At 46.0% G+C, this 26,627-nt stretch carries 30 protein-coding genes; 7 read left to right on the top strand and 23 right to left on the bottom strand.

Annotated features, from left to right (window positions below; translation table 11 throughout):
- Positions 1–5 precede the first annotated feature (5 nt).
- Entirely contained in the window at positions 6–881 is an 876-nt protein-coding gene (locus FD968_RS03065) for a 23S rRNA (adenine(2030)-N(6))-methyltransferase RlmJ (protein WP_215367315.1), read from the top strand.
- Between the two features lie 12 nt (positions 882–893).
- On the opposite strand, the gene FD968_RS03060 is transcribed toward FD968_RS03065, so the two are convergent.
- Genes FD968_RS03060 through FD968_RS03005 form a run of 12 tightly spaced genes read right to left on the bottom strand, consistent with a single transcriptional unit; the run spans position 894 to position 10,276 of the window.
- A complete protein-coding gene (locus FD968_RS03060; RefSeq protein WP_251367618.1) occupies positions 894–1,520 on the bottom strand; it encodes a heme-binding protein in 627 nt (208 codons plus the stop codon).
- A gap of 7 nt (positions 1,521–1,527) precedes the next feature.
- Entirely contained in the window at positions 1,528–2,472 is a 945-nt protein-coding gene (locus tag FD968_RS03055; protein WP_215367314.1) for an LD-carboxypeptidase, read from the bottom strand.
- A complete protein-coding gene (gene tadA / locus FD968_RS03050) occupies positions 2,469–2,927 on the bottom strand; it encodes a tRNA adenosine(34) deaminase TadA (RefSeq protein WP_215367313.1) in 459 nt (152 codons plus the stop codon). Before tadA ends, FD968_RS03055 begins: the two co-directional genes overlap by 4 nt.
- Positions 2,928–3,392 (bottom strand): 6-carboxytetrahydropterin synthase QueD, encoded by a 465-nt coding sequence (queD, locus tag FD968_RS03045; protein WP_215367312.1) that lies wholly within the window; start codon positions 3,390–3,392, stop codon positions 2,928–2,930.
- A gap of 31 nt (positions 3,393–3,423) precedes the next feature.
- Positions 3,424–4,077, bottom strand: coding sequence for a 7-carboxy-7-deazaguanine synthase (gene queE / locus FD968_RS03040; protein WP_215367311.1), 654 nt, complete (start codon positions 4,075–4,077; stop codon positions 3,424–3,426).
- 28 nt (positions 4,078–4,105) lie between these two features.
- Positions 4,106–4,804: a hypothetical protein gene (locus tag FD968_RS03035; RefSeq protein WP_251367617.1), complete on the bottom strand. Its 699-nt coding sequence runs from the start codon at positions 4,802–4,804 to the stop codon at positions 4,106–4,108.
- Between the two features lie 5 nt (positions 4,805–4,809).
- The gene (locus FD968_RS03030) at positions 4,810–5,508 is read right to left on the bottom strand and encodes a hypothetical protein (protein ID WP_215367309.1); all 699 of its coding nucleotides are present in this window, start codon (positions 5,506–5,508) and stop codon (positions 4,810–4,812) included.
- 27 nt (positions 5,509–5,535) lie between these two features.
- A complete protein-coding gene (locus FD968_RS03025) occupies positions 5,536–6,333 on the bottom strand; it encodes a ferritin-like domain-containing protein (RefSeq protein WP_215367308.1) in 798 nt (265 codons plus the stop codon).
- A gap of 21 nt (positions 6,334–6,354) precedes the next feature.
- On the bottom strand, positions 6,355–7,962 hold the full coding sequence (guaA, locus tag FD968_RS03020; RefSeq protein WP_215367307.1) for a glutamine-hydrolyzing GMP synthase: 1,608 nt from the start codon (positions 7,960–7,962) through the stop codon (positions 6,355–6,357).
- Between the two features lie 49 nt (positions 7,963–8,011).
- A complete protein-coding gene (gene guaB, locus FD968_RS03015) occupies positions 8,012–9,475 on the bottom strand; it encodes an IMP dehydrogenase (RefSeq protein ID WP_215367306.1) in 1,464 nt (487 codons plus the stop codon).
- 26 nt (positions 9,476–9,501) lie between these two features.
- Positions 9,502–9,852 (bottom strand): RnfH family protein, encoded by a 351-nt coding sequence (locus FD968_RS03010; protein ID WP_215367305.1) that lies wholly within the window; start codon positions 9,850–9,852, stop codon positions 9,502–9,504.
- Positions 9,845–10,276, bottom strand: coding sequence for a type II toxin-antitoxin system RatA family toxin (locus tag FD968_RS03005; RefSeq protein ID WP_215296547.1), 432 nt, complete (start codon positions 10,274–10,276; stop codon positions 9,845–9,847). The genes FD968_RS03010 and FD968_RS03005 overlap by 8 nt, the downstream gene beginning before the upstream one ends.
- Before the next feature lie 25 nt (positions 10,277–10,301).
- Here FD968_RS03005 and smpB point away from each other — a divergent pair, with 25 nt between their 5' ends.
- The 5 genes from smpB to FD968_RS02980 all read left to right on the top strand — a co-directional run bounded on the left by smpB (position 10,302) and on the right by FD968_RS02980 (position 15,046).
- On the top strand, positions 10,302–10,754 hold the full coding sequence (gene smpB, locus FD968_RS03000) for an SsrA-binding protein SmpB (protein WP_114638281.1): 453 nt from the start codon (positions 10,302–10,304) through the stop codon (positions 10,752–10,754).
- A 132-nt stretch (positions 10,755–10,886) separates the two neighbouring features.
- Positions 10,887–12,299, top strand: a complete 1,413-nt coding sequence (locus tag FD968_RS02995; protein WP_215367304.1) for a circularly permuted type 2 ATP-grasp protein — start codon at positions 10,887–10,889, stop codon at positions 12,297–12,299.
- A 15-nt stretch (positions 12,300–12,314) separates the two neighbouring features.
- Positions 12,315–13,292 (top strand): alpha-E domain-containing protein, encoded by a 978-nt coding sequence (locus tag FD968_RS02990; protein WP_215367303.1) that lies wholly within the window; start codon positions 12,315–12,317, stop codon positions 13,290–13,292.
- Between the two features lie 12 nt (positions 13,293–13,304).
- A complete protein-coding gene (locus tag FD968_RS02985; protein ID WP_215367302.1) occupies positions 13,305–14,102 on the top strand; it encodes a transglutaminase family protein in 798 nt (265 codons plus the stop codon).
- A 56-nt stretch (positions 14,103–14,158) separates the two neighbouring features.
- On the top strand, positions 14,159–15,046 hold the full coding sequence (locus tag FD968_RS02980) for a proteasome-type protease (RefSeq protein ID WP_215367301.1): 888 nt from the start codon (positions 14,159–14,161) through the stop codon (positions 15,044–15,046).
- Here FD968_RS02980 and FD968_RS02975 read toward each other — a convergent pair.
- The 4 genes from FD968_RS02975 to ppsA form a co-directional block, all read right to left on the bottom strand.
- The gene (locus FD968_RS02975; protein ID WP_215367300.1) at positions 15,043–15,441 is read right to left on the bottom strand and encodes a VOC family protein; all 399 of its coding nucleotides are present in this window, start codon (positions 15,439–15,441) and stop codon (positions 15,043–15,045) included. The genes FD968_RS02980 and FD968_RS02975 overlap by 4 nt on opposite strands.
- 13 nt (positions 15,442–15,454) lie before the next feature.
- Positions 15,455–16,387: a hydroxymethylglutaryl-CoA lyase gene (locus tag FD968_RS02970; RefSeq protein ID WP_215367299.1), complete on the bottom strand. Its 933-nt coding sequence runs from the start codon at positions 16,385–16,387 to the stop codon at positions 15,455–15,457.
- A 27-nt stretch (positions 16,388–16,414) separates the two neighbouring features.
- Complete coding sequence (locus FD968_RS02965) at positions 16,415–17,608, bottom strand: CaiB/BaiF CoA-transferase family protein (RefSeq protein ID WP_215367298.1); 1,194 nt, start codon at positions 17,606–17,608, stop codon at positions 16,415–16,417.
- Between the two features lie 132 nt (positions 17,609–17,740).
- The gene (gene ppsA, locus FD968_RS02960) at positions 17,741–20,137 is read right to left on the bottom strand and encodes a phosphoenolpyruvate synthase (RefSeq protein ID WP_251367616.1); all 2,397 of its coding nucleotides are present in this window, start codon (positions 20,135–20,137) and stop codon (positions 17,741–17,743) included.
- Positions 20,138–20,243: 106 nt separating this feature from the next.
- Here ppsA and FD968_RS02955 point away from each other — a divergent pair, with 106 nt between their 5' ends.
- A complete protein-coding gene (locus FD968_RS02955) occupies positions 20,244–21,071 on the top strand; it encodes a pyruvate, water dikinase regulatory protein (RefSeq protein WP_215367297.1) in 828 nt (275 codons plus the stop codon).
- Between the two features lie 6 nt (positions 21,072–21,077).
- Here the strand turns inward: FD968_RS02955 and FD968_RS02950 are convergent, their stop codons facing one another.
- From FD968_RS02950 to FD968_RS02920, 7 genes are read right to left on the bottom strand one after another with little or no spacing between them, the layout of a single operon-like run.
- Positions 21,078–21,902, bottom strand: coding sequence for an RNA methyltransferase (locus FD968_RS02950; RefSeq protein WP_215367296.1), 825 nt, complete (start codon positions 21,900–21,902; stop codon positions 21,078–21,080).
- 6 nt (positions 21,903–21,908) lie between these two features.
- Positions 21,909–22,502, bottom strand: a complete 594-nt coding sequence (gene rnhB / locus FD968_RS02945; protein WP_215367295.1) for a ribonuclease HII — start codon at positions 22,500–22,502, stop codon at positions 21,909–21,911.
- Complete coding sequence (lpxB, locus tag FD968_RS02940) at positions 22,499–23,758, bottom strand: lipid-A-disaccharide synthase (protein WP_215367294.1); 1,260 nt, start codon at positions 23,756–23,758, stop codon at positions 22,499–22,501. Before lpxB ends, rnhB begins: the two co-directional genes overlap by 4 nt.
- The gene (gene lpxA / locus FD968_RS02935) at positions 23,718–24,515 is read right to left on the bottom strand and encodes an acyl-ACP--UDP-N-acetylglucosamine O-acyltransferase (RefSeq protein WP_215367293.1); all 798 of its coding nucleotides are present in this window, start codon (positions 24,513–24,515) and stop codon (positions 23,718–23,720) included. The genes lpxB and lpxA overlap by 41 nt, the downstream gene beginning before the upstream one ends.
- Entirely contained in the window at positions 24,515–24,964 is a 450-nt protein-coding gene (gene fabZ / locus FD968_RS02930; protein WP_215367292.1) for a 3-hydroxyacyl-ACP dehydratase FabZ, read from the bottom strand. Before fabZ ends, lpxA begins: the two co-directional genes overlap by 1 nt.
- 44 nt (positions 24,965–25,008) lie before the next feature.
- Entirely contained in the window at positions 25,009–26,076 is a 1,068-nt protein-coding gene (gene lpxD, locus FD968_RS02925) for a UDP-3-O-(3-hydroxymyristoyl)glucosamine N-acyltransferase (RefSeq protein WP_215367291.1), read from the bottom strand.
- 5 nt (positions 26,077–26,081) lie between these two features.
- Complete coding sequence (locus FD968_RS02920; RefSeq protein WP_215367290.1) at positions 26,082–26,609, bottom strand: OmpH family outer membrane protein; 528 nt, start codon at positions 26,607–26,609, stop codon at positions 26,082–26,084.
- Positions 26,610–26,627: the final 18 nt, after the last annotated feature.

Raw genomic sequence — 26,627 nt, 5'->3', positions numbered from 1 at the left:
CCTTTATGTTTAGCTATCGACATGCGTTTCATGCTGGCAGTCATGCTGACATCCTAAAGCACCTTACGCTGATTCATCTTGTGGACTATCTACAAGAAAAGCCTGTTGCACTGACGATGATCGACACCCATGCTGGCGCTGGTATTTATAGCCTAAAAGATGGTTTTGCAGCCGTTAGCAAAGAAGCAGAAGGGGGAATTTTTCGTTTGCTGAAGTTTAAAGAAGCAGGCAACCCCATTCCAGAGAGTGTTCAGAAGTATTTAGACTGCATTGAGGCAGAAAATATTGATGGCGAGCTCAATACCTATCCTGGATCCCCATTCATTCTGGCTCGGCTTTTAAGACCTCAGGATCGCTTGAAGTTATTTGAGCTTCATCCCAAAGAGATTGATATTCTTCGACACAATATTGATGAACTTGAATGTGCAAAGCAAATCGATGTTTATGCAGCCGATAGCTTTAGCAGGCTCAAGGGCTTGCTACCTCCTCCAAGCAGGCGTGGCTTAGTATTAATTGATCCGTCCTATGAAGACAAGCAGGACTATCGCTATTTAGAGGCTGCTATTGAAGAAGCTATGCAACGCTTTGCTACAGGTTGCTATGCGATTTGGTATCCGACCCTTTCTAGAAGAGAGTCAGCTGCCCTACCGGATCGTATGAAGAAAATCTGTGCCGCTCATAAACGCTCTTGGCTTCACACAGAGCTACGTGTTGAAAACGCCCCTGGCGAGCGTCGCCTTCAGGCTAGTGGTATGTTCATTATTAATCCGCCATGGACACTTGAAAAGCATTTAGCAGAAGCGCTACCCACCCTTACTAAAGTACTTGGTATTGATAGTGGTGCACAATTCTTACTAAAGAGTTTTGAGGCGAAAAACTAAGCTAATTTCTGGCTAATCACGCACATCGATCATGATCTCATTGCGGCGCATGAAAGGCAGTGACCAAGGCGGGTTGTAACGAGCAAATTTCGGCACTCCTATTGCTTGCAGATTTTTTGTCTTCATCCACTCTTCTAGCTCTACCGTTTTTTCAGCGACTTTTTGGCTGTTATAAAAACCAGAAAAAGTTACTACCGCTCTTTTCACCGCTGGAATTTGCCTTATTTTCACCTTTGAATTAAGGGGCTTAGGTAAGGTTTCCATAGTGTATTCAGAGGGCATCACAAAAGAAACCGCCCATTGGCCAGCATTGCTCTCAATATTGACGGGAGCAGTCATTGCAATCTTAGTGCTTTTGCTAGACTGCTCTTCCACCGCTACTGGCACAGTCATGGCAATTTTTTCACTCACTTGATTTTGCCCAAAGATATAAGCCGCAATTAGTCGAAAACCTTGGCTTGAGGCCTCATCCAAGTCTCCATCAACCTGCACTTCAGCCAAAATCATCGGCGCATAAGATCTCAATTCAAATGGCGGCGTCTTTTCAATAACAGAATATTTCGGCTCTTCGATTGCCACTGCAGCCCCCATAAAAGTCAGCGCTACAAAAATAAAAATAGGAATGACAAATCTTTTCAAGAGATTTTCACCAAGTCGATTTCAAACTAAAACCTGTGGCGCCGAACTCTAAAGTTGCATTTGCCCCAACAGGCAAAGTCAGTTTATTAGCCTGATGACCAAATGGTAAGTCAGTCAATATTGGAATCGCTTTTGGTAGACGATCACGAATCACCTCAATGGCACGCTCAAGGGTATAGCCTTTATCGTTGTCATACAAACGATAGGCCGAGAAACCACCCAACAATATTGCAGCCTGATTACTTAGCACCCCAGCATCCAATAATTGCATCAAGGTTCTCTCAAGGCGGTAAGGATGCTCGTTGACATCTTCTAAGAACAAGATACCACCCTTGGTTTGATCTACTGACGGTAAGTAAGGCGTTCCGATCAGACTGGCCAATACAGTGAGGTTGCCACCCCACAGCATGCCAGTGACTGTCCCTGAAGTTGCCTGACCCAAGAAGGCTTGGGGTGAATGAATAGCGCAGTCTAGTTTTCGATCTTGCACTGCAGACAGAAAATGTTTCCACATAAACTCATCTGGAGCAATTGGAGAGCCGCTCTCATCCATTCTGCCAAAGTCATAATTAAGCATAGGGCCAGATAAAGTAATCGCGCCTGTCTTGGCCAAGAGGCCAAGCTCAAAGGTCGTAAAGTCGCTATGCCCACAAATCTGCAAACCACTCTTAACAGTCGCTGCAATTGCAGCCCATTCAATCTTCGGCAGGAGGCGATGAACGCCGTAGCCTCCGCGCATTGCCATCACAATCTGTTTTGGATCTAATGCTACCAATTGATTTAGCTCGCTTAGTCGCTCAGCATCACTGCCTGCAAAACGCTCGTGAACACGCTGCACACACTCGGGGTTCTGAACCGAGATACCTTGACTCTTAAGCCAAGCAATTCCGGCCAACGGACTTTTCTCATCAAGGCTAGCGCCTGATGGGGCAATCAGATGAATGGAGTTCAACGTCGCTCCTTAAAGAAGCTGCGTAGTAATTGACCGCATTCTTCACTCATAACGCCACCCTCAACACTGGTTTGATGATTGATTTGTTTTGAAGAGAATACATCTAAAACGCTTCCGGCGGCACCAGTTTTAGGATCTGTTGCGCCAAAGACAACCCGATCTACTCTTGCATGAAGAATGGCCCCAGAACACATCGCACAAGGCTCTAGAGTGACATATAAGGTGCTACCTGGAAGGCGATAATTTTCTTCTGCGTTTGCCGCTTCTCTTAGCGCCAACATTTCTGCATGTGCACTTGGATCATGATTGGTGATGGGCTTATTAAACGCTTTAGATATCACCTTGCCGTCACGCACTAATACCGCACCAACAGGCACTTCATTTGCGGCAGCAGCTAACTGAGCTTGCTCTATTGCTTGCTCCATAAACTGACGATCAAGTTCAGCTTGATTCATTTAGGAAGGATGTACGTCAGCCCAGCAATTCGGAGTTTCATAAAGACGGATCGCCGAAAGTTGCAGGCGACCACCAAATGCTTTAGCAAACACTGGCTGCAAAATTACAAAGGCAGCATTGGCGAGATTCTCTACCGTGGGAACATGCTCCATGATGACAGTTTTATGATTCGGTAAGGTTGCTAAGAAAGCCACTAAACCTTCGTCTTCTTTGGCGACTAAAAAAGCATGGTCCCATTGCTCGACCACATATTGATTAGTCAGTTTTTTAATGTCACCGAAATCCAGAACCATGCCATCATCCGCTTTACCAGGATGATCTGCTACCTCACCAGTCAAAGTCACTTCAATAGCATAGCGATGGCCATGCAAGTGCCTACACTGCCCATCATGGTTAGGGATGCGATGTCCTGAGTCAAACTCAAGGCGTCGGGTAATGGAGATAGCGGGTTGTTTACTAGTCATTTGGTACTTAAAAGAATTGGGCTTGACCCATTTATCGAATTCCAATCAGTTTATGCGATTGAATGCTCAATCTCCATAATGGACGCTTTTGGCATAGACCTACCGCCAACTCTGTATTACTTTTGAGATTTGGTCCATCCATAGGTTGCAAGAAGCGATTGCGATAATCCATCTTCTCAAAGCGGGCCATTAACTTTTCTACAGAATCATGGCCAGCCTGAGGCACGACCAATTTCAATTCATTTGCTTGCAGCACAATCAAATCAGAACCTGCTTTTGGACTCACGCAAACCCAATCAACGCCTTTTGGAACCTGAATCGTGCCATTAGTCTCAATTGCAACCTCAAAACCTTTTTGGTGAAGCGCAGCAATTAACGTTTCATCTAACTGCAGCAGCGGCTCACCGCCGGTGAAAACAACATAGCGTTGTTGAGGTCCTGCGGCAGTACTTCTCCATGCAGCTTCAATAGCATCAGCTAATTCTTTCGCGGCCTCAAATTTCCCGCCACCAATGCCATCACTACCTACAAAGTCTGTATCGCAAAATTGGCAAACTGCTGTGGCACGATCTTCTTCGCGACCACTCCACAGGTTGCAGCCAGCAAAACGACAAAAGACAGCAGCACGTCCAGCATGAGTGCCTTCACCTTGCAGGGTTGGGAATAGTTCTTTAACGGTATACATAGCAATTCGCCTATTTTAAGCGCTTTGCTTACTTCCAGGAGACCAACTCCCACTGCAGAAAATCTTCCCAATAGGCGTTAGACCAGAAAACTCCAGGAGTAATGTAACGTCCACTACCCCTGCGGATAACCCAGCGACCGATTTCCGGTGAAAACCAAACATCTTCGTCCCGAATGTTTTGAACCCTAAAGAGGTCATTACTCTCGAAATACGGGGCTTCATTGTGATAACGAAGGACCAGAAACTTACCAGCTGGCGCTTGAATTTGCTCCCAACTCACTGCCGTCACACTCAGACCCCAGTAATAACTAGCGTTAGGATAGGCTGGAACTTGATAGCGGGTTTTATAGAATCGATTCCAGCCAGGTTGAAGCTGCTCTGGCCAAAGTGGAATTGCCTGCTGAAATTTTTGTGGCGGGCTCCAATGTGGATCTTGCAATACATAACCCCACGGTGATTGGATTTCATCTGGAAGGGGGCCTGCTTTCGCACCAGATCTTGCGATGCGAATTTCCGTACCGATCGAGATAACTCTCTCGGTTACGGTATCAATAATTTCTTGATTGAATACATTGCGAATCTGATAGACCCACTCTTGCCCAACTTTCGGCGCGCGCACTGTCGGCTGAGGAATAGGTTGGCCAATATTAACGCCTTCGGGAAAAGGTTGCGAAGAAATACATCCCGCCAATAAAATTGGCAGGACTGCTAAAAATAATCTACGCAAGTTTTTTATTTGTATGAAGTGAGTTGCCATTGAAGACTATCTTCTAGGTTGGGCATACCCAACTGACCCTGGATCATGTATGAGCCAGAAGTTTCGCGTGCAACCCAACGACCAATGCTTGGGGCAAACCAAACCGTTTCTTTACGAATGCAATTTACTTTATTGTCGTCTTCACTCTCATAGTTAATTAAACTCTGATAACGCAAGGTTAAGAAGGTACCGGCAGGAACTGAGATCTGCTCCCATCCATGGGCACTCATGTACTCCTGCCAACCAAGTTTGCCATCTGGATAGCCACCAATGCTGTATTTGGTATTGAATTGCTTATTCCAAGTAGCCGTCAACTCTTGTGGCCATAAAGGAATGGCTGGGTTAAAGCTGACCAGCTTAGGCCATTGCGGATCAGTCTGCACCGTACCCCAAGGCCCCTGAATTTCATTGGGCAGTTGATTACCATCAATCGACCTTTGGATCACAATGGTTGAGCTAACGCTTGCAACACGTTCAGTAACTAGTCCAATAGTTTTTCCATCAAATACATTGCGCTTGATATAGGTCCACTCCTGACCCACCTGTGGGGCCCGAACTGTCGGCATTGGATTAGGCTGTGCAACTGGTGTGCCACGCTCATACCCAAGAGGTACGCCACAAGCAACTGGAGCCAGCGCGGCCGATACGATGAATGTGCGACGAGATGGATTCATATGCCCTCCTAATAATGATTAAACAAACTATACCCCAAGCAGATTAAGCTCTTCCTCACTAAATCCAGCACGCCTGCGTGCCTCCATATTGAATGGACCTCTTAATTTTGGCGCGCAGTATTTTTTTGCTAAATCCCTATAGGCAGAGATTGGCAAAAGTTGGTCTTTTGTGCATAAAAAATTAAACCAATGATTGCCAATAGCCACATGACCAACTTCATCGCGAAGAATAATTTCCAGAATTTCTACTGCGCCGACTTCTTTAATTTGCTTAAAGCGATCACGAATCATTGGCACAGCATCCAAGCCCCTAGCCTCCATAGTTCTCGGTACTAGCGCCATTCTGGCAATGACAGCATCTTTGGTTCTCTCAACCATCTCCCACAAGCTGTTATGCGCAGGAAAATCGCCATAAGTAAACCCAAATGATTGAATATATTCATTCACTATGGTGAAGTGGTACGACTCTTCTTTGGCGACCTTAAGCCAATCTTCATAGTATTGGATAGGCATCCCTGAAAAACGCCAGATAGCATCCAAAGCAAGATTGATCGCATTGAATTCAATATGCGCGAGCGAATGCAATAGAGATATCCGACCCTCAACGCTATCCATTCTTCTTTTAGGAACTTGTAAAGGAGGAATTAACTCTGGTTTACTTGGTCGGCCAGGTAGCTCGAGATTCTGCTCACTCAATATCACAGTGGGATTAAGGGTGATCCGCCGCTCTTGATATTCGTCGAATAATTGAGAGACCCGACCTACTTTGATTTGCGCATCTGTAATTGCCAGAATCTCTAGAGCGGCTTGGCGTAACTCAATCATATAAAAAGTGAGTGGGGAGAGTTATTCCCACTCAATGGTTGCAGGCGGCTTTCCACTGATATCGTAGACAACGCGATTGATGCCCCGCACTTCATTAATGATGCGGTTAGAAACCTTACCAAGCAAGTCGTGAGGCAAATGCGCCCAATGGGCTGTCATAAAGTCTTGTGTTTGCACTGCTCTGAGTGCAACCACATATTCATAAGTTCTACCATCACCCATTACGCCAACCGATTTCACTGGCAAGAAAACAGCAAAAGCTTGGCTAGTGAGGTCATACCAAGATTTTTGACTGACTTCATCAATCGTATTACGTAACTCTTCGATGAAGATCGCGTCAGCACGTTGCAAGAGGCTAGCAAATTCAGCTTTGACTTCACCCAAGATGCGCACACCCAAGCCAGGACCTGGGAATGGGTGGCGATAGACCATCTCACGAGGCAGACCTAGAGCAACACCTAGTTCACGCACTTCATCCTTAAACAGCTCACGTAATGGCTCAAGCAACTTAAGATGCATATCTTCAGGAAGACCGCCAACGTTGTGGTGACTCTTAATGGTATGTGCACCCTTCTTACCTTTACCGGCGGACTCAATCACATCAGGATAAATGGTGCCTTGTGCTAACCACTTAGCATTCTTAATCTTGCCAGACTCACTCTGGAAAATTTCAACAAACTCTTTACCGATAATTTTGCGCTTAGCTTCAGGATCAGAAACGCCAGCCAATTCACCCATGAAAGTATCTTTTGCATCAACGCGAATCACCTTGACACCAAGATTGCGCGCGAACATCTCCATCACCATATCGCCTTCATTCAGGCGAAGTAGGCCATGATCAACAAACACACAAGTCAATTGATCGCCAATGGCACGATGAATCAAAGCAGCAGCAACACTAGAGTCCACACCACCAGACAGACCAAGAATGACTTCTTCGTTGCCAACTTGCTTGCGAATGTTTTCAACTGCTTCAGCAATGTAATCGCCCATCACCCAATCGGGCTTGCACCTACAAATCTCATGCACAAAACGCTCCAGGATTGCGGTGCCTTGAATAGTGTGAGTTACCTCAGGATGAAATTGGAATGCATAAAAGCGGCGCTCTTCATCAGCCATTCCAGCAATTGGACAAGACTCTGTAGAAGCCATCAATTTGAATGATGGCGGCATAGTGGTTACTGAATCCCCATGACTCATCCAGACTTTCAGAATGCCGTGGCCTTCGCTGGTCGAAAAATCCTGAATGCCTTTGAGTAAATTCGTGTGGCCATGTGCTCGTACTTCAGAGTAGCCAAACTCTCGCGCTTTGCCCAATGACTCTGCTGAAGCGACCGCGCCACCCAGTTGGGTTGCCATGGTTTGCATACCATAGCAAATACCCAGAACGGGAACGCCTAATTCAAATACGATTTGCGGAGCACGTGGACTGCCGTCTTCTGTGACTGAGCTGGGACCGCCAGAGAGAATGATTCCCTTTCCGCCCTGCTCTTGAATAAATTGGCGAATAAATTCTGGATCGCAATCATAAGGGTGGATTTCTGAATACACCCTTGCATCACGCACACGTCTTGCAATTAATTGAGTTACTTGTGAACCAAAGTCGAGAATCAGTATTTTGTCGTGCACGAAAAGGTCAGTCTTGAATTCAGCCTTAATTTCAGCTTTTGTTTAATGATTAATCAATGTGGTAATTCGGGGCTTCCTTAGTGATCTTCACATCATGAACATGTGACTCACGCACACCCGCTGATGTAATTTCCACAAAATTGGCTTTTTCATGAAGTTCGGCAATGGTCTTGCAACCGAGATAACCCATGGAGGAACGAATACCGCCGGTCAGTTGATGCAAGATCGCAAGCACGCTACCTTTGTAGGGAACCTGTCCTTCAATACCTTCTGGTACAAGCTTCTCAGCATTAGCAACGATGTCACTCTGGAAATAACGATCAGCTGAGCCATCCGCCATCGCACCCAAAGAGCCCATACCACGATAACTCTTGTATGAGCGCCCTTGATACAAGAAGACTTCTCCAGGCGCTTCTTCTGTGCCAGCAAACATACCGCCCATCATCACAGAGCTTGCACCTGCTGCTAAGGCTTTAGCAACGTCACCTGAATAACGAACACCGCCGTCAGCAATCAAAGGAATGCCTGTGCCTTTTAGTGCATTAGCCACATTCACAATTGCTGTGATTTGTGGAACGCCGACACCAGCAACAATACGAGTGGTACAAATCGAGCCTGGGCCAATACCAACCTTGACGCCATCGGCACCATGGTCGGCCAATGCTTTTGCGGCATCACCCGTTGCAATATTGCCGCCAATGACTTGTACGTGAGGATAATTTTTCTTAACCCATTTGACGCGATCTAATACGCCCTGGCTATGGCCGTGTGCCGTATCCACCACAATCACATCAACACCAGCTCGCACCAGAAGCTCAATGCGCTCATCATTATCTGGACCAACACCAACTGCCGCGCCCACACGTAACTTGCCTTCGCTATCTTTACAAGCATTTGGATGCTCAGTGGCCTTCAGAATATCTTTAACAGTGATTAAGCCGCGCAATTCAAATTTGTCATTCACAACCAAAACACGCTCGAGACGATGTTGACTCATCAGGCGTTTTGCTTCGTCTAATGAGCAACCTTCTTTTACAGTGACCAAACGCTCGCGTGGGGTCATCTTGGTTTTTACTGGAGCATCTAGATCTTCTTCAAAACGCAAATCGCGGTTCGTAATAATGCCGACAACTTCTTTGCCAACCAAAACTGGAAATCCTGAAAATCCATGTTCACGAGAAAGTTGAATAACTTGACGCAAAGTAACATCCGGACCAATCGTAATTGGGTCACGCAGTACGCCTGATTCATAACGCTTTACTTTGGCCACTTCACGCGCTTGCTCTGCAGGCTTTAAGTTTTTATGGATGATGCCGATACCACCTTCACTGGCCATAGCAATTGCCAATCGACCTTCAGTGACGGTATCCATCGCAGCGGACACCAATGGTGTATTTAGTGAAATATCCCGAGTTAATTTACTTGCCAAACTGGCATCTCGAGGGAGTACCGAAGAATAAGCCGGTACGAGGAGCACATCGTCAAAAGTGAGTGCTTTTTGAATGAGTCGCATGCAAAACCCCTAGTCGCAAAAACAGATTATAGCCTCCTAGCCTTCCTTTTGGCTGCAGCAGCCTGGAATTTGGCATCCTGGTTCTGGTTTGCCTTTTTACGCCGAACCGCCTTAGGGTCAATTAATAAGGGGGAATAGAGCTCTAATCTATCTCCGGCATAGATTGGACTATCCCACTCCTTACGCTTTCCAAAAACGCCAAAACATCCCTTTCTGGCTAAAGATGGATCTGCTTGACTGGTAACTAAACCAGCCTGTATGAGTGCCAAGCCCACTGTAGGAGATTCATCTGCAGCGAGGTCGAGTTGAAATGGGATCAAAGTTGGATCACCCTGTCTGGCATCACAAATCCAAATTTCCATAGTGCGATTAGCCATAAAGCTCTTCCGCACGTTTGACAAAACAATCCACAAATGTGCCTGCAATGTGCCCAAAAACAGGACCAATGATCTTGTCGAGAATCACGCTCTTAAATTCCCAGTGGAGCTTAAATTCCACTTTGCATGCATCTTCGCGTAAAGGGATGAAGTTCCACTGCCCTGAAAAATGTTTGAATGGTCCATCTACAAAAACCATATCAATAGTCTCGGGGCGATGATTCACATTCCGAGTATGAAAGTACTGATTAATACCCTTGAAGTTGATGTTAATTTTGGCGTCCAAAACGGTTTCGGTTTGCTCAAAGATTTCAACCCCGCCACACCAAGGCAAAAACTCGGGGTAACGAGCCACATCAGTCACTAAGCCGTACATTCGGTCGGCTGATTGGCCAATTAAAACGGTCTTGTAGACGTCTGCCATAATCGATCTTGGAAGCTAAATAAATATGAGTATCGTCGATAACAAAAAAGCCTTCTTCGATTATTTTATCGAGGAGCGCTTTGAGGCAGGATTGGTTCTGGAGGGCTGGGAAGTCAAAGCCATCAGAGCTGGTCGCGTGCACATCAAAGAAGCGTATGTTGTCATTCGCAAGGCGGAGCTTTTTCTAATTGGTTGCCATATCACCCCCTTGCTATCAGCCTCTACCCACATTGTTCCTGACAGCACCCGCACTCGCAAGCTCCTCCTGAATGCCATTGAGATCCGCAAGCTGATTGGCAAGGTCGAGCAAAAAGGCTATACCCTCGTCCCACTCAACCTGCACTTTTCCAAAGGCAATGTGAAGTGCGAAATCGGCCTGGCTAGAGGCAAAAAGCAGCATGACAAGCGTGCCGCCACTAAAGAGCGGGAATGGGAAGTCCAAAAAGGGCGCATCGCCAGGGGCGATTTAAACGCTTAGTACCCCTAAAACTCGGTTAGACTGGCCTGAGAGCTAATATCCGAGCATTTATGCACATATATGGTGCAATACAGCACCAAGCTGCTTCAAACCCCCGAATTTAGACCTTTTAAAGGCATTAGTTTTAGAACTATGAAATTGCCTTTTGATGAAATGCTCGACGCCGCAGGAAAAGCGCGGCCCCACTACCAAATTTTCCATAATTGGTTGAAACAACAGAGCGATACCCTCATGGGTCTCAAACGCGCTGAAGCTGACCTCATCTTTAGACGTGTTGGCATCACCTTTGCCGTCTACGGGGATGATCTAGGGTCTGAGAGAACCATTCCCTTCGATCAAGTACCCAGAATCTTTACTGCAAAAGAATGGGAACAACTTGAGGCAGGCTTACGTCAACGGGTTAAAGCGCTCAATCGCTTTATTTATGACGTCTATCACGATGAAGAAATTATTAAAGCTGGCATCATCCCCGCTGAACAAATTTACAACAACGCTCAATATCGTCCAGAGATGCGTAACGTCAGCGTGCCACGCGATATCTATGCACAAATTGCCGGCATCGATATTGTGCGCGCAGGTGAAGGTGAGTTCTACGTTTTAGAAGATAACTTGCGCGTGCCTTCTGGCGTTTCTTATATGGTCGAAGATCGCAAAATGATGATGCGACTCTTCCCAGATCTATTTCAAAAATATCGCATTGCTCCTGTAGAGCACTATCCAGACCTCCTATTGGAGTGCTTGAAATCCGTTAAACCAGATGACGTGAAGAAACCGAACGTCGTAGTTTTGACGCCGGGCATGTATAACTCTGCTTATTTTGAGCACAGCTACCTCGCCCAACAAATGGGGGTAGAACTGGTTGAAGGTAAAGACTTATTCGTGAAGAATGAGCAAGTCTTTATGCGTACGACTCAAGGGCCTGAGAGAGTTGATGTCATCTATCGCCGTGTTGATGATGACTTCTTGGATCCATTAGCATTCCGCTCCGACTCAACACTGGGCGTTGCTGGCCTATTATCAGCGTATCGCGCTGGCAATGTGACTCTTGCAAACGCGATTGGTACTGGTATCGCAGATGACAAATCGATTTACCCATATGTTCCAGAAATGATTGAGTTCTATCTTGGCGAAAAACCAATCCTCAATAACGTCCCGACATTCCAGTGTCGCAAGACAGATGATTTGGCATATACCTTAGCGAATCTAGAAAAATTAGTAGTGAAATTGACGCACGGTGCTGGTGGCTATGGCATGCTGGTTGGACCAGCTTCTACGAAAGCAGAGATCGAAGAATTTAGAACCCATCTCATCGCTAACCCAGATAAATATATTGCCCAGCCTACCTTGGCACTCTCGACTTGCCCAACGTTTGTAGAGTCAGGCGTTGCTCCTAGACATATTGATTTACGACCTTTTGTACTTTCTGGAAAAACCATCAAGATGGTCCCCGGTGGACTAACCAGGGTAGCCCTCAAAGAAGGATCTTTAGTGGTGAACTCCTCTCAAGGTGGTGGGACTAAAGATACCTGGGTGCTGGAAGAATAAGAGGGATCAGAGAAAATGCTCAGCCGCACCGCAGACTGCCTATATTGGATGGCTCGTTATACAGAGCGCGCAGAAAACACTGCTCGCATGTTGGACGTGAATCACCAAACCTCATTACTCCCACAACCAGCAGAGTTTCTGGAGCAAAGCTGGAAAAAGTTGCTCACCATCTCTAAGTTAGAAGATGCCTTTTTAAGCAAGTATGACGTCGTCAATCGCGAGAATGTATTGGATTTCATGATTTATGAAACCAGTAATCCTTCGAGCATTGTTTCTTGTTTATATGCAGCTCGTGAAAATGCTAGGGTGATTCGCGGCAAGATTACCTCCGAAGTTTGGGAAACGCAAAATACGACCTGGCTCGAACTCCAGCGCATCTTAGAGGCAAGAAACCTAGCAGACCCCAGCAGATTACTGGAGTGGGTCAAACACCGTTGCCATCTCTTCAGAGGCGTTCTCTATGGCACGATGCTTAAGAATGAAGCCTTCTACTTTATTAATGTGGGCACCTTGCTAGAGCGCGCTGACAATACTGGTCGTATTTTAGAAACCAAGTATGAGGACCAAGCTACTCTTAAGATCTTTAGTGCCAAAAAGAATGCTGAAGGCGGCTCTGATGGAGAATTCTTCGACTTTTATCATTGGGCTGCCTTGCTTCGCTCCGTCTCCGCATTTGAGATCTATCGTCAGATCTACTCGGATCAAGTCACCCCCAAGCAAGTAGCCCAGCTATTGATTTTTAATAAGCAAATGCCCCGTTCATTGGTTTGCTGCGTCAACGAGTTAATTCCTTTGATTGCTGAAGTCAAGAATCAACAATCTAAAGAAATTGAACGCTTACTTGGAAAACTAAAAGCAAGTCTAGATTACTCAGATATTGACGAAGTCTTTGAACAAGGGCTTGAAGAATTTATTGAAGCCTTCCTTGAGCGCATCAATCATATTGCCGATGAGTTTAGTAACGCTTATCTCATCCCACTGGCTGTTGCCTAAGAACTCCTCTATATGCACCTGAAAATTCGTCATCGCACCGAGTATCGCTATGAAACACCCGTGCGCTATTCTATTCAAGAATTACGCTTAACGCCCCCAAGTATTACTGGTCAGCAAATCGACAAGTGGAGAATTAGCACCCCCATAAAAGCGTCTAGCTCAATTGATACCTTTGGTAATGTATGCAGTGTCTTTGTACAGGAGAGCCCTTACACCTCGATGATGCTTGAGGCTGAAGGTGAAGTGCATACTCAGGATGCTTTTGAATTCAAAGATGATGCCAAGGCAGTGTCCCCTTTTTATCTTCTCCAACAAACTAATCTCACCGAACCTAATGAAGAGATGCTGTCTTATTTTTCTTCAAGCCTGCCCAAGAAAAATTCTGTTGATGAAGTTTTAAAATTAGCTACTGCCGTTCAAAAGGCAATTGTGTATGTGCCAGGCCAAACTACCTTTGCCACTACTGCCGCCCAATCCTTTGCCCTCAAATCTGGTGTATGCCAAGATCATGCACACGTTATGCTCGGCCTTTGTAGGGCCTCAAATATTCCGGCGCGCTATGTGAGTGGCTATTTCTTTGCTGAGGAATCTCCTAATCTTGCTAGCCATGCTTGGATTGATTTCTGTAGCGATATTGAAAAAGGGATCTGGACTAGTGTCGATATTACTCATGCATGCCTGATTGATGCGCGCCATATTCGCCTTGCTATCGGTCGTGATTATTACTCAGCAGCACCAGTTAAAGGTGTTCGAACTGGGGGTGGCGGCGAAGAGCTCAGCGCAACCATTTCTATTCAACAGGCCCCTTAAGCCCCTCCACTTATTTAAGAGATAATCCTAAGGAATTATTAAAAGGACATGGGTATATGACGTATTGCGTAGGGCTTTGCCTAAAAGATGGTTTGGTCTTTTTATCCGACACCCGGACTAACGCTGGTGTGGATCAAATTGGAACCTTTAGAAAAATGACCTTGTTCCAAAAGGACAATGATCGCTTCTTTACCCTAATGAGCGCAGGCAATCTTGCTATCACACAAGCTGTCAAAGAGATTTTGCTTCAAGGCCAGTTACTGAGTGGCAAAAACCTATGGAATGTTGATAATGCCCACGATGCAGCCGTTGTTGTGGGAGACGCTATCAAGCAAGTATATGAACGCGATCATCTAGCCTTAGAGAAGGCTGGCATTGACTTCAACTGCAACCTGATTTTTGGCGGCCAAGTCAAAGGGGAAAGACCTCGCCTCTTCAATATTTACTCTGCTGGCAACTTTATCGAAGCAACTCCAGAGACTTGTTATTTCCAAATTGGTGAGTCAAAGTATGGCAAGCCTATTCTTGATCGTGTCGTCAATTTTGCAACGCCACTCAATCTGGCTACTAAGTGCGCTCTGATCTCTATGGATTCAACCTTGAACAGTAATATTTCTGTCGGCCTGCCGCTAGACTTGTTGGTATATGAAAAGAACTCACTGAAGGCCAGCAAACTCGTTACCTTAGATGAGTCCAACCCTTACTTCCAAATGATTCATCGCCTCTGGGGAGAAAAACTAAGAGCCGCATTTAATTCGATTGCGGAACCTAGTTGGAGTGGCGTCAACAAATCTAGCGCCATCTCAGAGCCAGCCAAGAAAATGGGAGCCGTTCCTATTAATCGCCAGCCCCCAAAAGTAAAGGCAGCAAAACCTCTAGCAAAGCCAACGAGCACGCCTAAGAAAACTTCTAGCGCAAAAAGAAAGTCTGTAAAGAAGTCTTAAACTTTATAAAGCTCGCTAATCTCAATCAAATTGAGATCAGGGTCCCGTACATACACTGAGTTAATTTTTGAAGTCGCACCGGTTCGGATCACAGGCCCCTCGATAATCGGCCAAGCCTCCTTCTTCAGCTTTGCAATCACTTCATTGAGTGGGCGATCAGCAATAAAACAGAGATCGAGAGATCCGGGAGTTGGAAGATTGGCCTTAGGCTCAAATTCTTTGCCTTTGATGTGCAAATTGATTTTTTGGTTGCCAAATTTAAATGCCTTACGCTCCACTGGCGGCGTGCCCCCAATAAAAGATTCCAGCGTCATCCCCATCACCCGCGTATAAAAATCTACGCAAGCTGCTTCATTTGCTGTAGTCAATACCAAATGATCTAAGTGGTCAATCATCTTCTCTCCCAATCTATTGCTGACGCAAATCTTTCACATAGTCAGGGGCTTGATGCAAATCGCAGGTACGCCCTGCTTTAGCAACTTGACCAGGAACGGCGTGACCAACGATGGTTGGCAGCTCTCGGGCAATTGCTAACAATCTTGGCATATTCATACCAGTGTCATAACCCATCGCATCAAGCATATGAATCGCATCTTCACTCGATATATTGCCACTAGCTCCTGGCGCGTATGGGCAACCACCTAAACCTCCAAGAGAACCATCAAATCGCGTGATACCCGATTGGACTGCCGCAAGAACATTCGCTAATCCCATTCCTCTTGTATTGTGAAAATGCATCGTGAGTTGAAGATTTGGGAATTGCTTCTGCAATGCTTCGGAAATTTGCGTCACTTGTGCAGGATTAGCCATACCAGTTGTATCGCAAATCGTTAAACCACGGACCCCAAGATCAGCAAAGCGTTTAGCAAACTCTTCAACAACTTTTTGAGGCACATCGCCCTCCATAGGGCAACCAAAGCAGGTGGAAAGTGAAACATTAATCGGTGTTCTACCAGCAACATATTTAATTACCTCCGCTAAGCCAGCAAAACTCTTTTCTCTCGTCATGCGCAAATTGGCTAAGTTATGGGTCTCTGAAGTCGACATCACCAGATTAAATTCATCGGCCTTTGATTCAAAAGCACGCTCAGCGCCGCGAAGATTGGGTACAAGTACTGTGTACTCAACACCAGGAATCCGCTGAATTCTGCCCATCACCTCTTCGGCATCTCTGAGCATTGGAATGGCTTTAGGAGAGGTAAATGAGGTCACCTCGATCTTTGCGAAACCACATTGACTGAGTTCATCGATTAAGCGAACTTTGTCATCGGTTGGAATGAAATTAGGCTCTATCTGAAAGCCATCTCGTGTCACCACATCATTGAAATAAACTCTAGTCATTGTTATCTGTATTTAGTAATTTATTATTTACTTGGTAAATGCTACGCCACGCTCTTTTAGTGAGGCTATTTGTGCATCACTTAAGCCAATATCACGCAATACCTCATCGGTATTTTGCCCAATCTCTGGCGCAAGTGTTTTGATTGATCCAGGAGTGCGGGAAAGTTTTGGAATAACCCCAGGAACGTCTACTCTGGATCCATCACGCATCTTAATCGTCTCGATATTGCCTCGAGCTTTGTAGTGGGGATCTTTGGCAATGTCAGCTACGGTATAGATTCTGCCAGCAGGAACTGCTACAGAATCTAAAGCTTCTAGTGCTGCATCGGTACTCAATGCTTTGGCCCAAGCGCCAATTGCTTGGTCAAGCTCTACGACCCGCTTAACGCGACCATCATTATTTTCTAACTGCGGATCATTACCTAAATCGTCGCGCCCAATGAGTTTCATCAAACGCTTAAAGATACTATCGCCATTGCCGGCAACTAATACATAGCCGCCATCGGCACACCGATAGGCATTCGTAGGCGCAATCCCTGGCAATGCACTCCCTGCAGCTTGTCTTACTTCACCAAAGGCGCTGTACTCAGGCAATAAACTTTCCATACAGTTAAAAACCGCTTCATACAAAGCGATATCAATTACCTGGCCCTTGCCGCTTTGATGACGCTCCTGCAGCGCTAGGAGAATTCCAATAACACCATGCAGAGATGCCAGGGTGTCTCCAATACTGACACCCACTCGAACGGGAACTCTCCCAGGTTCAGCAGTTAAATGACGTAAACCACCCATTGCCTCAGCAACCACTCCAAAGCCAGGTTTATCTCGATAAGGACCGGTCTGACCATAGCCACTGATACGAAGAACAATTAGGCGCGGATTAATTTTGAGTAAGTCATTGGGATCAAGCCCCCAATCTTCTAAGGTACCAGGTCGGAAATTTTCAATCAGAATATCGGCCTCTTTCGCGAGGGTTCTGACAATCTCTTGTGCCTCAGCTTGTTTTAAATCTAATGAGAGTGAACGTTTATTGCGAGATTGAACTTGCCACCAAATAGAGGTGCCATCCTTCAAAAGGCGCCACTTACGTAGCGCATCCCCAACCTTAGGGGGTTCAATCTTGATGACATCCGCCCCAAAATCAGCCAATGTTTTCGCAGCAAATGGTCCAGCAATGAGCTGACCCATTTCAATGACTTTCAAACCCGATAACGGTTCCATAACACCATCCTCTATAACTCTCAACAAATAACCTTAATGCACCCCTATTATGCAATCAACTTATATACGATGCCCCAAAGCAATAAGGCGCAATCGAATTGCGCCTTATTCAGGTTCTCAGGTAATTTAAAGTTATTTCTTACCCAACATCTCCCAGGTCTCTACAACGCTATCTGGGTTTAAGGAGATGGAGGTAATACCCTTCTCGACTAACCAACGGGCAAAGTCTGGATGGTCTGAAGGTCCTTGGCCACAAATACCTACGTATTTGTTTTGCTTACGACAAGCATCGATTGAACGGGCGATCATAAATTCTACTGCTGGATCGCGCTCATCAAAGTCAATCGCCAACAACTCCATACCAGAGTCACGATCAAGACCAAGTGTTAACTGAGTCATGTCGTTTGAACCGATAGAGAAGCCATCAAAGTATTCAAGGAACTGATCCGCAAGAATTGCATTGGATGGAATCTCGCACATCATGATGAGACGAAGGCCATTCACACCACGCTTGAGACCAAATTTCTCCATCATATCAATAACGCGTTTAGCTTGATTGATCGTACGTACAAACGGAACCATAATCTCAACGTTATCAAGACCCATCTCTTCACGCACGCGTTTCATGGCTGCACACTCAAGGGCAAACGCCTCACCAAAATCCTCAGATACATAACGTGATGCACCGCGGAAGCCGAGCATAGGATTTTCTTCATCCGGCTCGTAACGTGATCCACCAATTAACTTCTTGTACTCATTAGATTTGAAGTCAGATAAACGGACGATGACAGGCTTTGGATAGAAAGCGGCAGCAATAGTTGCCACACCCTCAACCAATTTATCTTCATAAAACTGACGTGGACTAGCGTAACCACGAGCCACACTCTCAACCGCACGCTTGAGGTCAGGGTCGATGTTTGGATACTCCAATACAGCTCGTGGATGCACACCAATGTAATTATTGATGATGAACTCAAGACGAGCCAAACCAACACCTGCGTTTGGAATTTGACAGAAATCAAATGCCAGCTGAGGATTACCAATATTCATAGTGATCTTCACTGGAATCTCTGGCAATACACCGCGAGATATCTCACTCACTTCAGTTTCGATCAAGCCATCGTAGATATGACCTTCGTCACCTTCAGCACAAGAAACTGTCACCATCATGCCGTCTTGCAAATGCTCAGTAGCATCACCGCAACCAACGACCGCTGGCACGCCTAACTCACGGGCAATAATTGCCGCGTGACATGTACGACCACCACGATTGGTCACAATCGCAGAAGCACGCTTCATGACTGGCTCCCAGTTCGGGTCCGTCATATCCGCAACCAAGACATCACCAGGCTGCACACGATCCATCTCGCTTGGGTCGCGAATAATACGAACCGGCCCCGCACCAATCTTTTGACCAATCGCGCGGCCCTTAGCCAGGACCTTTGAGCTACCTTTGAGCTTATAGCGCATCTCTACTTGGCCAGCAGCCTGACTCTTCACTGTCTCAGGGCGAGCTTGCAGTATATAAATACGGCCATCTTGGCCATCCTTGCCCCACTCGATATCCATAGGACGACCGTAGTGTTTTTCAATAATGACGGCGTATTTCGCCAACTCAGTAATGTCGGCATCTTCCAAAGAAAAACGATTACGTTTCTCTGGAGTGACATCCACGGTTTGCACTTTCTCAGCAGAACCTTTAGGTGCAAATTGCATCTGAATCAACTTAGAACCCAAAGAGCGACGAATGATCGCTTTTTTATCTTGGGCTAAGGTAGTTTTGAATACATAGAACTCATCAGGGTTTACTGCCCCCTGCACTACTGTCTCACCCAAACCATAGCTTGAGGTAATAAAGACAACATCCTCAAAACCAGATTCAGTGTCCAAGGTAAACATCACGCCAGCAGCACCCAGATCTGAGCGCACCATACGCTGAATACCAGCAGACAAGGCTACTTCAGCATGCGCAAAGCCCTTGTGTACGCGATAAGAAATAGCACGGTCGTTATAAAGGGATGCAAATACTTCGCGGATCTTCTTGAGGACATCCTCAATGCCTTCAACGTTCAAGAATGTTTCTTGTTGTCCAGCAAAAGAGGCATCTGGCAAATCTTCTGCTGTTGCAGAAGAGCGCACTGCAAAAGAACCTTTGCCAGAATCATCCAAAACTGCAAACGCTTTGCGAATCTCTTCATCTAACTTAGGCTGAAATGGCGCAGTCTCAATCCAATGACGGATTTCAGCACCAGCTTCTGCTAATGCACGCACATCATCAATATTAAGATTCTCCAAACGCTTCTGAATGCGCTCGGTGAGATTGTTATGTTTCAGGAAATCACGAAATGCCAATGCGGTAGTGGCAAACCCCGTTGGCACCCGAACTCCAGTAGATGCCAACTGAGAAATCATTTCGCCGAGGGAGGCATTCTTACCGCCGACTGACTCAACATCGGTCATGCGAAGTTGCTCAAAAGGCAATACATAGGCATCTGCCATACTGCTATTTTGCTGCTGTTGGTTGGACATAAAATACTCTCTAAAGATAAGGAAACTAGTCAAGCGGCCACTCAAAATGGGGCATACTTCAATAAATTCTATTGTAGTGCTGACCCTGACTTTTTAGGCTAAATCCATGTCTAGCGAGACCCATATTGTTTTTATAGTTTCTGATGGAACCGGCATCACCGCCGAGAACTTCAGCCAATCGATTTTGGCCCAATTTGAGGCTACTTTTAAGCACATTCGCGTGCCTTTTGTGGATAGCGTAGATAAAGCCCATGACGCAGTCAGCAGCATCAATCAGGCAGCAAGTAAATATGGGGCCCAACCAATTGTTTTCACTACTTTGGTGAATTCTGAACTCAATAGCATTGTCAGCAAGGCAAATGGGCTGATTTTGGATATGTTCCAGACCTTCGTAGCCCCACTAGAGGCAGCCTTGGGCATGAAGTCCACTCACGCTATGAACCGCCTACACCACAATGCCGATACCGAGGCCTACAAGAATCGTATTGAGGCCATTAACTATTCACTCGCTCACGACGACGGACAGTCAAACCAAAATTTAGTAGAGGCAGATGTTATTTTGATTGGGATATCCCGTGTTGGCAAGACACCAACCAGTCTTTATCTTGCCATGCAATACGGATTGAAGGCCGCTAACTACCCACTGATCCCAGAGGATTTTGAGCGAGGCCAATTACCGAAAGATTTAGTGCCTTATCGCCAGAAGATTTTTGGTCTCATGATTGACGCTGAACGCCTTTCAGAGATTCGTAATGAGCGCCGCCCTGGTAGTAACTACGCGAAACTAGAAAATTGTCGCTATGAGATTAACGAGGCAACTGCGATGATGAAAAAACAATCCATTCCCTGGGTGATGACAACGAGCAAGTCAATTGAAGAGATAGCTACGACTGTCTTGCAAGCGATTAAGTCTGATAAGACGATTTTGGGCTAACTTGAGTTAACCTCGCCTAACTCGCATCGTCTCAAACAAGCAAACAGCGGCAGCTGTGGACACATTTAAGGACTCTACTCGCGGGTCAATAGGTATAGCAACTCCTTTTGCTTGAGCCAAGAGATCCTCAGATACCCCTTGACCTTCACTACCCATTACCCAAGCCACTGGATGCTGTAGCTCTTGTTGCAATGCGTATAGCTCACGCTCAGCATCAGCTGAAGCAGCGAGCATAGGTGCGGTAACAGCACTCAATACTTGTTGGTTTGACCAACCTTCATAAAGATTTAGCAAGCGATGGGCACCCATACCAGCTCGCAATACTTTGCTAGACCATAAATGAGCACATCCTGATAAAGCAATGACTTGAGTAAATCCTGATGCCGCAGCTGTTCGCAAAATTGAGCCGACATTACCGGCATCTTGAATGCGATCCAATATCACGACATCTCCAGCTAAGGTGGCGATCGATTGAGGAGGCGATAAGCAAGATTGAGGAAGATCTAATAAGCCGGCAATGTGGGGAGCATTGACTAGGTCACTTAGCAAATCCCAAAGTGCGCTATCCAATTGGAAAACCTTAGTATCTGGGCAGATTTCAATATGCGAGTAGACCGCTTCAGAAATTTCAGTATTTTGTAGGCCCACTTCCGAAGTGAGCAATATCTTTAAAGCTGGGTCGCCTACCCAAGTCTGCACTAGATGAATGCCCTCTAAGAGAGCTTGACCTCTTGCAATCCTTGCCTTCTGGCCTTTGGAGCCAGTAGCTTGTAGGTTGCGAATCTCCTTGAATAAAGGATTTTCTTTAGAAGTAATGAGATCAAAGTTCATATAGGCCTAATTTGCATTCATCTCAAGCACTTTTCTGACCGGAGAAAAGCTTTTGCGATGCTGATCACACGCACCATATTGTATTAAGGCAGCAAAGTGAGCCTCCGTGGGATACCCCATGTGTTGCGCAAAACCATATTCTGGATGACGTTCATGTAAGAGTTGCATTTGGCGATCTCGAGTCACTTTAGCCAGAATGGATGCAGCCGATATCGCTGGTTCTTTAGTATCCCCTTTAACGATGGCTTCAGCAGCAATCGGTAACTCCGGACAACGGTTACCGTCGATTAGAGCTTTATCAGGCCATCTACCCAAACGCGTGGTCAGATCTTCAACGGCACGTCTCATTGCGAGCATGGTGGCCTGCAGGATATTGATTTCATCAATCTCAGCAGGACTGGCTTCACCTACACCCCAAGCCTTAGCCTTCTCCATAATTTGCTCATATAAAAACTCGCGGCGTGCTGCCGTCAGTTTTTTGGAATCCTTCAAACCCTCAATTGGATGATTTGGATCCAGGACGACAGCGCCTGCAACGACGGCACCGACCAGAGGTCCGCGACCAGCCTCATCGACACCACAGATCCAAACAATACTCATTGAGTGGCCTGATGCTTGCGGCCATTAGCAATTGTTTGTGCAACTGCTTGCGCAACCAGCAATCCTGTTGGACGGCGTAGTGTTTCATGCATCTGTGCAAAGCGCACTTTCAATTCAGCAACTTTATAGGGATGCTCTAGCCATTCTTGCAATGCGCTAGCTAACTTTTGGGGAGTGGCATCGTCTTGCAATAACTCCGGGACCACAAATTCACCACACAAAATATTAGGCAAACCAACATAAGGCAAATAACCCTGACGCTTCATAATCTGAGCAGTCAACCAAGGCACCTTATAAGAAATTACCATGGGCTTTTTCCACAAGGCAGCTTGCAAGGTTGCAGTTCCACTGGCAATCAGCACAACATCAGAAGCCTCTAACACTTCATCCGCCATGCCATTGAGTAAATGAATTTCAATGTCAGGATTGATGCTCTTGGATTTCAGTAAAAGTTGTTCTAGCGGCTCACGTAAGTGTGGGGTTGCAACTGGGATTAAAAAATGGAGTGACTGGCCCTTTAAACGCTCAGCTAATAATTGCATCGTTTCAAAAAAGACTGGGGCAATCAATTCAATCTCAGATCCACGGCTTCCAGGCAAGACTGCCACGACAGTTCCATCAAGAGAGGTGCTTGAAAGCTTGAGAGTCTCAATAATTTTTTTACGAGCCCGAGGTGCATCTGGCGCCAAGGGAATTTCACTAGCTAGTGGGTGCCCAACATAAGTAGATGCCACACCTGCACGATCGTAGATTTCTGTTTCAAAAGGGAAAATGCAAAGCATACGATCGACTGCTTGCGCAATTTTCTTGATGCGCCCTGCTCTCCACGCCCAAATAGAGGGCGACACAAAATGCAAGGTCGGAATACCGGCTTTGCGCAACTGAAGCTCAACTCCTAAATTGAAATCCGGGGCATCAATTCCCAAATACACATCAGGGCGAGCATCTCCCAAAAGATTAGCAATGAGTTCTTTGCGAAGCTTCAGAATAGACGGCAGCTGTTTAATAGCCTCCACATAGCCACGAACACTCAAAGTTTCCATGGGCCAATCTGAGCGCATGCCTTCAGCCTGCATGCGTGGGCCACCAATACCATACACCTCAAGACCAGCCATGTCTGGAATTTGATTCAGGGCGCTCAGAACTGGCGCAGCAAGTAAGTCACCAGAAGGTTCGCCAGCTACACAAGCTAACTTTGGCAAAGTATTCCTATCGTTACCGAATGATGCCGCGGGTAGAGGCGGCAATGAAGTCATGAAACTGAGTCAGCTTTTCTACAGTAGCTGAATCAGCAGCATTAGCAGAAATCATCTTCTGAATCTCTACTTTGGCATCTTCAAAGCTCAGGCCATCTTTGTAAAGCACCTTATAAGCCTGACGCAATGCAGAAATCGTTTCACTAGAAAAGCCACGACGCTTCAAGCCTTCAACGTTAATGCCATGAGGAGAAGCCTTATCTCCAGCTGCAATTACAAATGGTGGAATATCCTGTACCAGCGCTGAAGCACCGCCTAACATCGCATGTTGTCCAATGCGAACAAACTGATGCACACCAGACATGCCGCCCATGATGGCCCAATCATTCACCTGAACATGACCCGCAATTTGGGCGTTACTTGAGAAAATGGTGTGATTACCCACTTGGCAATCATGTGCAATGTGAACGTATGCCATGATCCAGTTGTCATTACCAATGCGGGTAATGCCTTCATCTTGTGCTGTACCGGTATGAATCGTAGTGAATTCACGAATGGTATTGCGATCACCAATGATGAGTTGCGTTGGCTCACCACGATATTTCATATCCTGTGGGGGGCCACCAATCGCAGCAAAGTGAGCGAATATATTGTCTTTGCCTACCGTGGTGCAACCCTCGATCACAGTATGTGATCCAACCTTTGTGCCAGAATCGATCTTGACGTTAGGGCCAACAACAGAATAAGGGCCAATCTCAACATCACTAGCAAGTTCAGCCTTGCTATCGACTACAGCAGATGCATGAATCCGAGTCATCACGCGCCTTTCGTACGAACCGCACAGGTGATATTCGCCTCTGCAGCGATCTCACCATCTACGGTTGCCTGTACTGCAAACTTATAAATACCAGCACGACCGCGCTCTAACTTTGCCGTCATGATTAATTGATCGCCAGGCAATACAGGTTTCTTAAAGCGAGCACCATCTATGCCAGCAAAGTAATAGATTGCGTCTTCAGCGCGCTCTTCAGAAAAGGTCAGCAAGGCAGCGGTTTGAGCTAAAGCTTCAATAATGAGTACTCCGGGCATTACCGGAAAATCAGGAAAGTGCCCTTGAAAGAATGGCTCATTCATCGTCACATTTTTCAAGGCAGTAATAGTCTCGCGCGGAGTAATCTCTAAAACACGATCTACCAATAAGAATGGGTAGCGATGTGGCAACAACTGGAGAATCTTATTGATATCGATCGCAATTGGTGTGCTCATAAATTACCTACTCTAAAGTTAATATAAATTACTGAATCCAAGTCTTAAGACTCAGATTTATTGTTTTTATCCAATAATCGCAAGCGTTGACGTATTTTATCTAGGCCACGCAAGATAGCAGCGTTTTTCTCCCAAGCACTATGGAGCATGGATGGATAAACCCCCGTGAAATGCTGTCCTGACTCAGTAATAGAGCGAATAATCGAGGTATTACCAGAAACTGTAGTTCTATCAGCGATCGTCAGATGGCCTGCAAAATTTGCAGCTCCACCAATAATGCAGAAATTACCTATTTTTGTACTTCCCGAGACAGCCGCACATCCAGCAATAACACAGCAACTACCCACAACGACGTTGTGAGCAATCTGAACCTGATTATCAATCTTGGTTCCAGCGCCAATCACGGTATCGCTCATTGCGCCACGATCAATCGTAGTTGAAGCGCCAATCTCCACATCATTGCCGATGACTACATTGCCTGTTTGCGGAATTTTGACCCACTCACCACCAGTAGGTGAGAAATCTGGTGCAAATCCAAATCCATCTGCACCAATGACAGCGCCACTATGAATGATGCAGCGATCGCCTATTTGCGTCCCACAATAAATAGAAACCGAAGGGTAAATCAATGTATCGCTACCAATCACGCTATTTCTGGCAATGGTTGTATTGCCTAAAATAGACACACGCTCCCCAAGTTTTACACCGGCCTCAACCTGTACAAAAGGTCCAATATGACATGAACTCGGAATATACGCCGTTGGATCTATTGCTGCGCTTGCATGAACTCCTGGCGCATAAGCTGGAGAACTGTTTTTTGCAAAGTGTTGCGCCATTCTCGCAAAGGTTGCATAGGGATTTTTAGAAACAAAAAACACACGTTGGGAAGAATTAGCCCCAGGATTTGCTTGAAGAAAATCCAAGTCCGCCTTGCTGACTATAAGCGCCCCAGCCCCACTATCGGAAGCCTGTTGCCGATATAGCGGGTTAGATAGAAACGATATTTGGTTTTTTTGTGCACGCTCGAGTGGTGCAAGACCAGCAAAGTCGCTGGAAGCCTCCCCCACCAAGCTTGCTTGAAACTGTTCGGCCAGCTCAATGGCGGTAGGCATAAAACTTACTTCTGGCTATTTAAAGCCTTGATGACATCATCAGTAATATCTGCTTTTGGGGTCACAAAAGCTGCTTCTTGAATGATGACATCTAACTTTCTTTGTTCGGCGATTTGACGTAGAACTAAATTTGCTTTTTCAGCAATCTTTGCACGCTCCTCGAAGGTACGCTGATTAAGATCTTCGGTAAATTCACGTTGCTTACGTTGCAACTCGCGATCCTGATCAGCCAATTCACGTTGGCGACGCACACGCTCTGCCTCACTCATAACGGCACCATCTTTATCTAGCTTTTCAGCAGCCGCCTGAATTTTTTGCGCACTGTCACGCAATTCATTCTGACGCTTAGTAAATTCATTTTGCAAACGGGTTTGCATCGCTTTTGCTAAATTGGACTCGTTAAAAACTTTTTCAGAGTTCACAACCGCAATACGAGTCCCTGCATCCTGTGCATAGACAGAGGTGGATCCAAATGCAATCGTTGCGACTGCCAAAATAAATTGAATCCATTTTGAAGATCTATAAAACTTCATAAAACTTTTCCTTAAACT

Origin of the sequence: Polynucleobacter sp. AP-Titi-500A-B4 (assembly GCF_018688095.1) — a bacterium.
Classification (GTDB): Bacteria; Pseudomonadota; Gammaproteobacteria; order Burkholderiales; family Burkholderiaceae; genus Polynucleobacter.
Note: the sequence above shows the minus strand (reverse complement) of the source record. Positions and strands in the feature narration are given on the sequence as shown.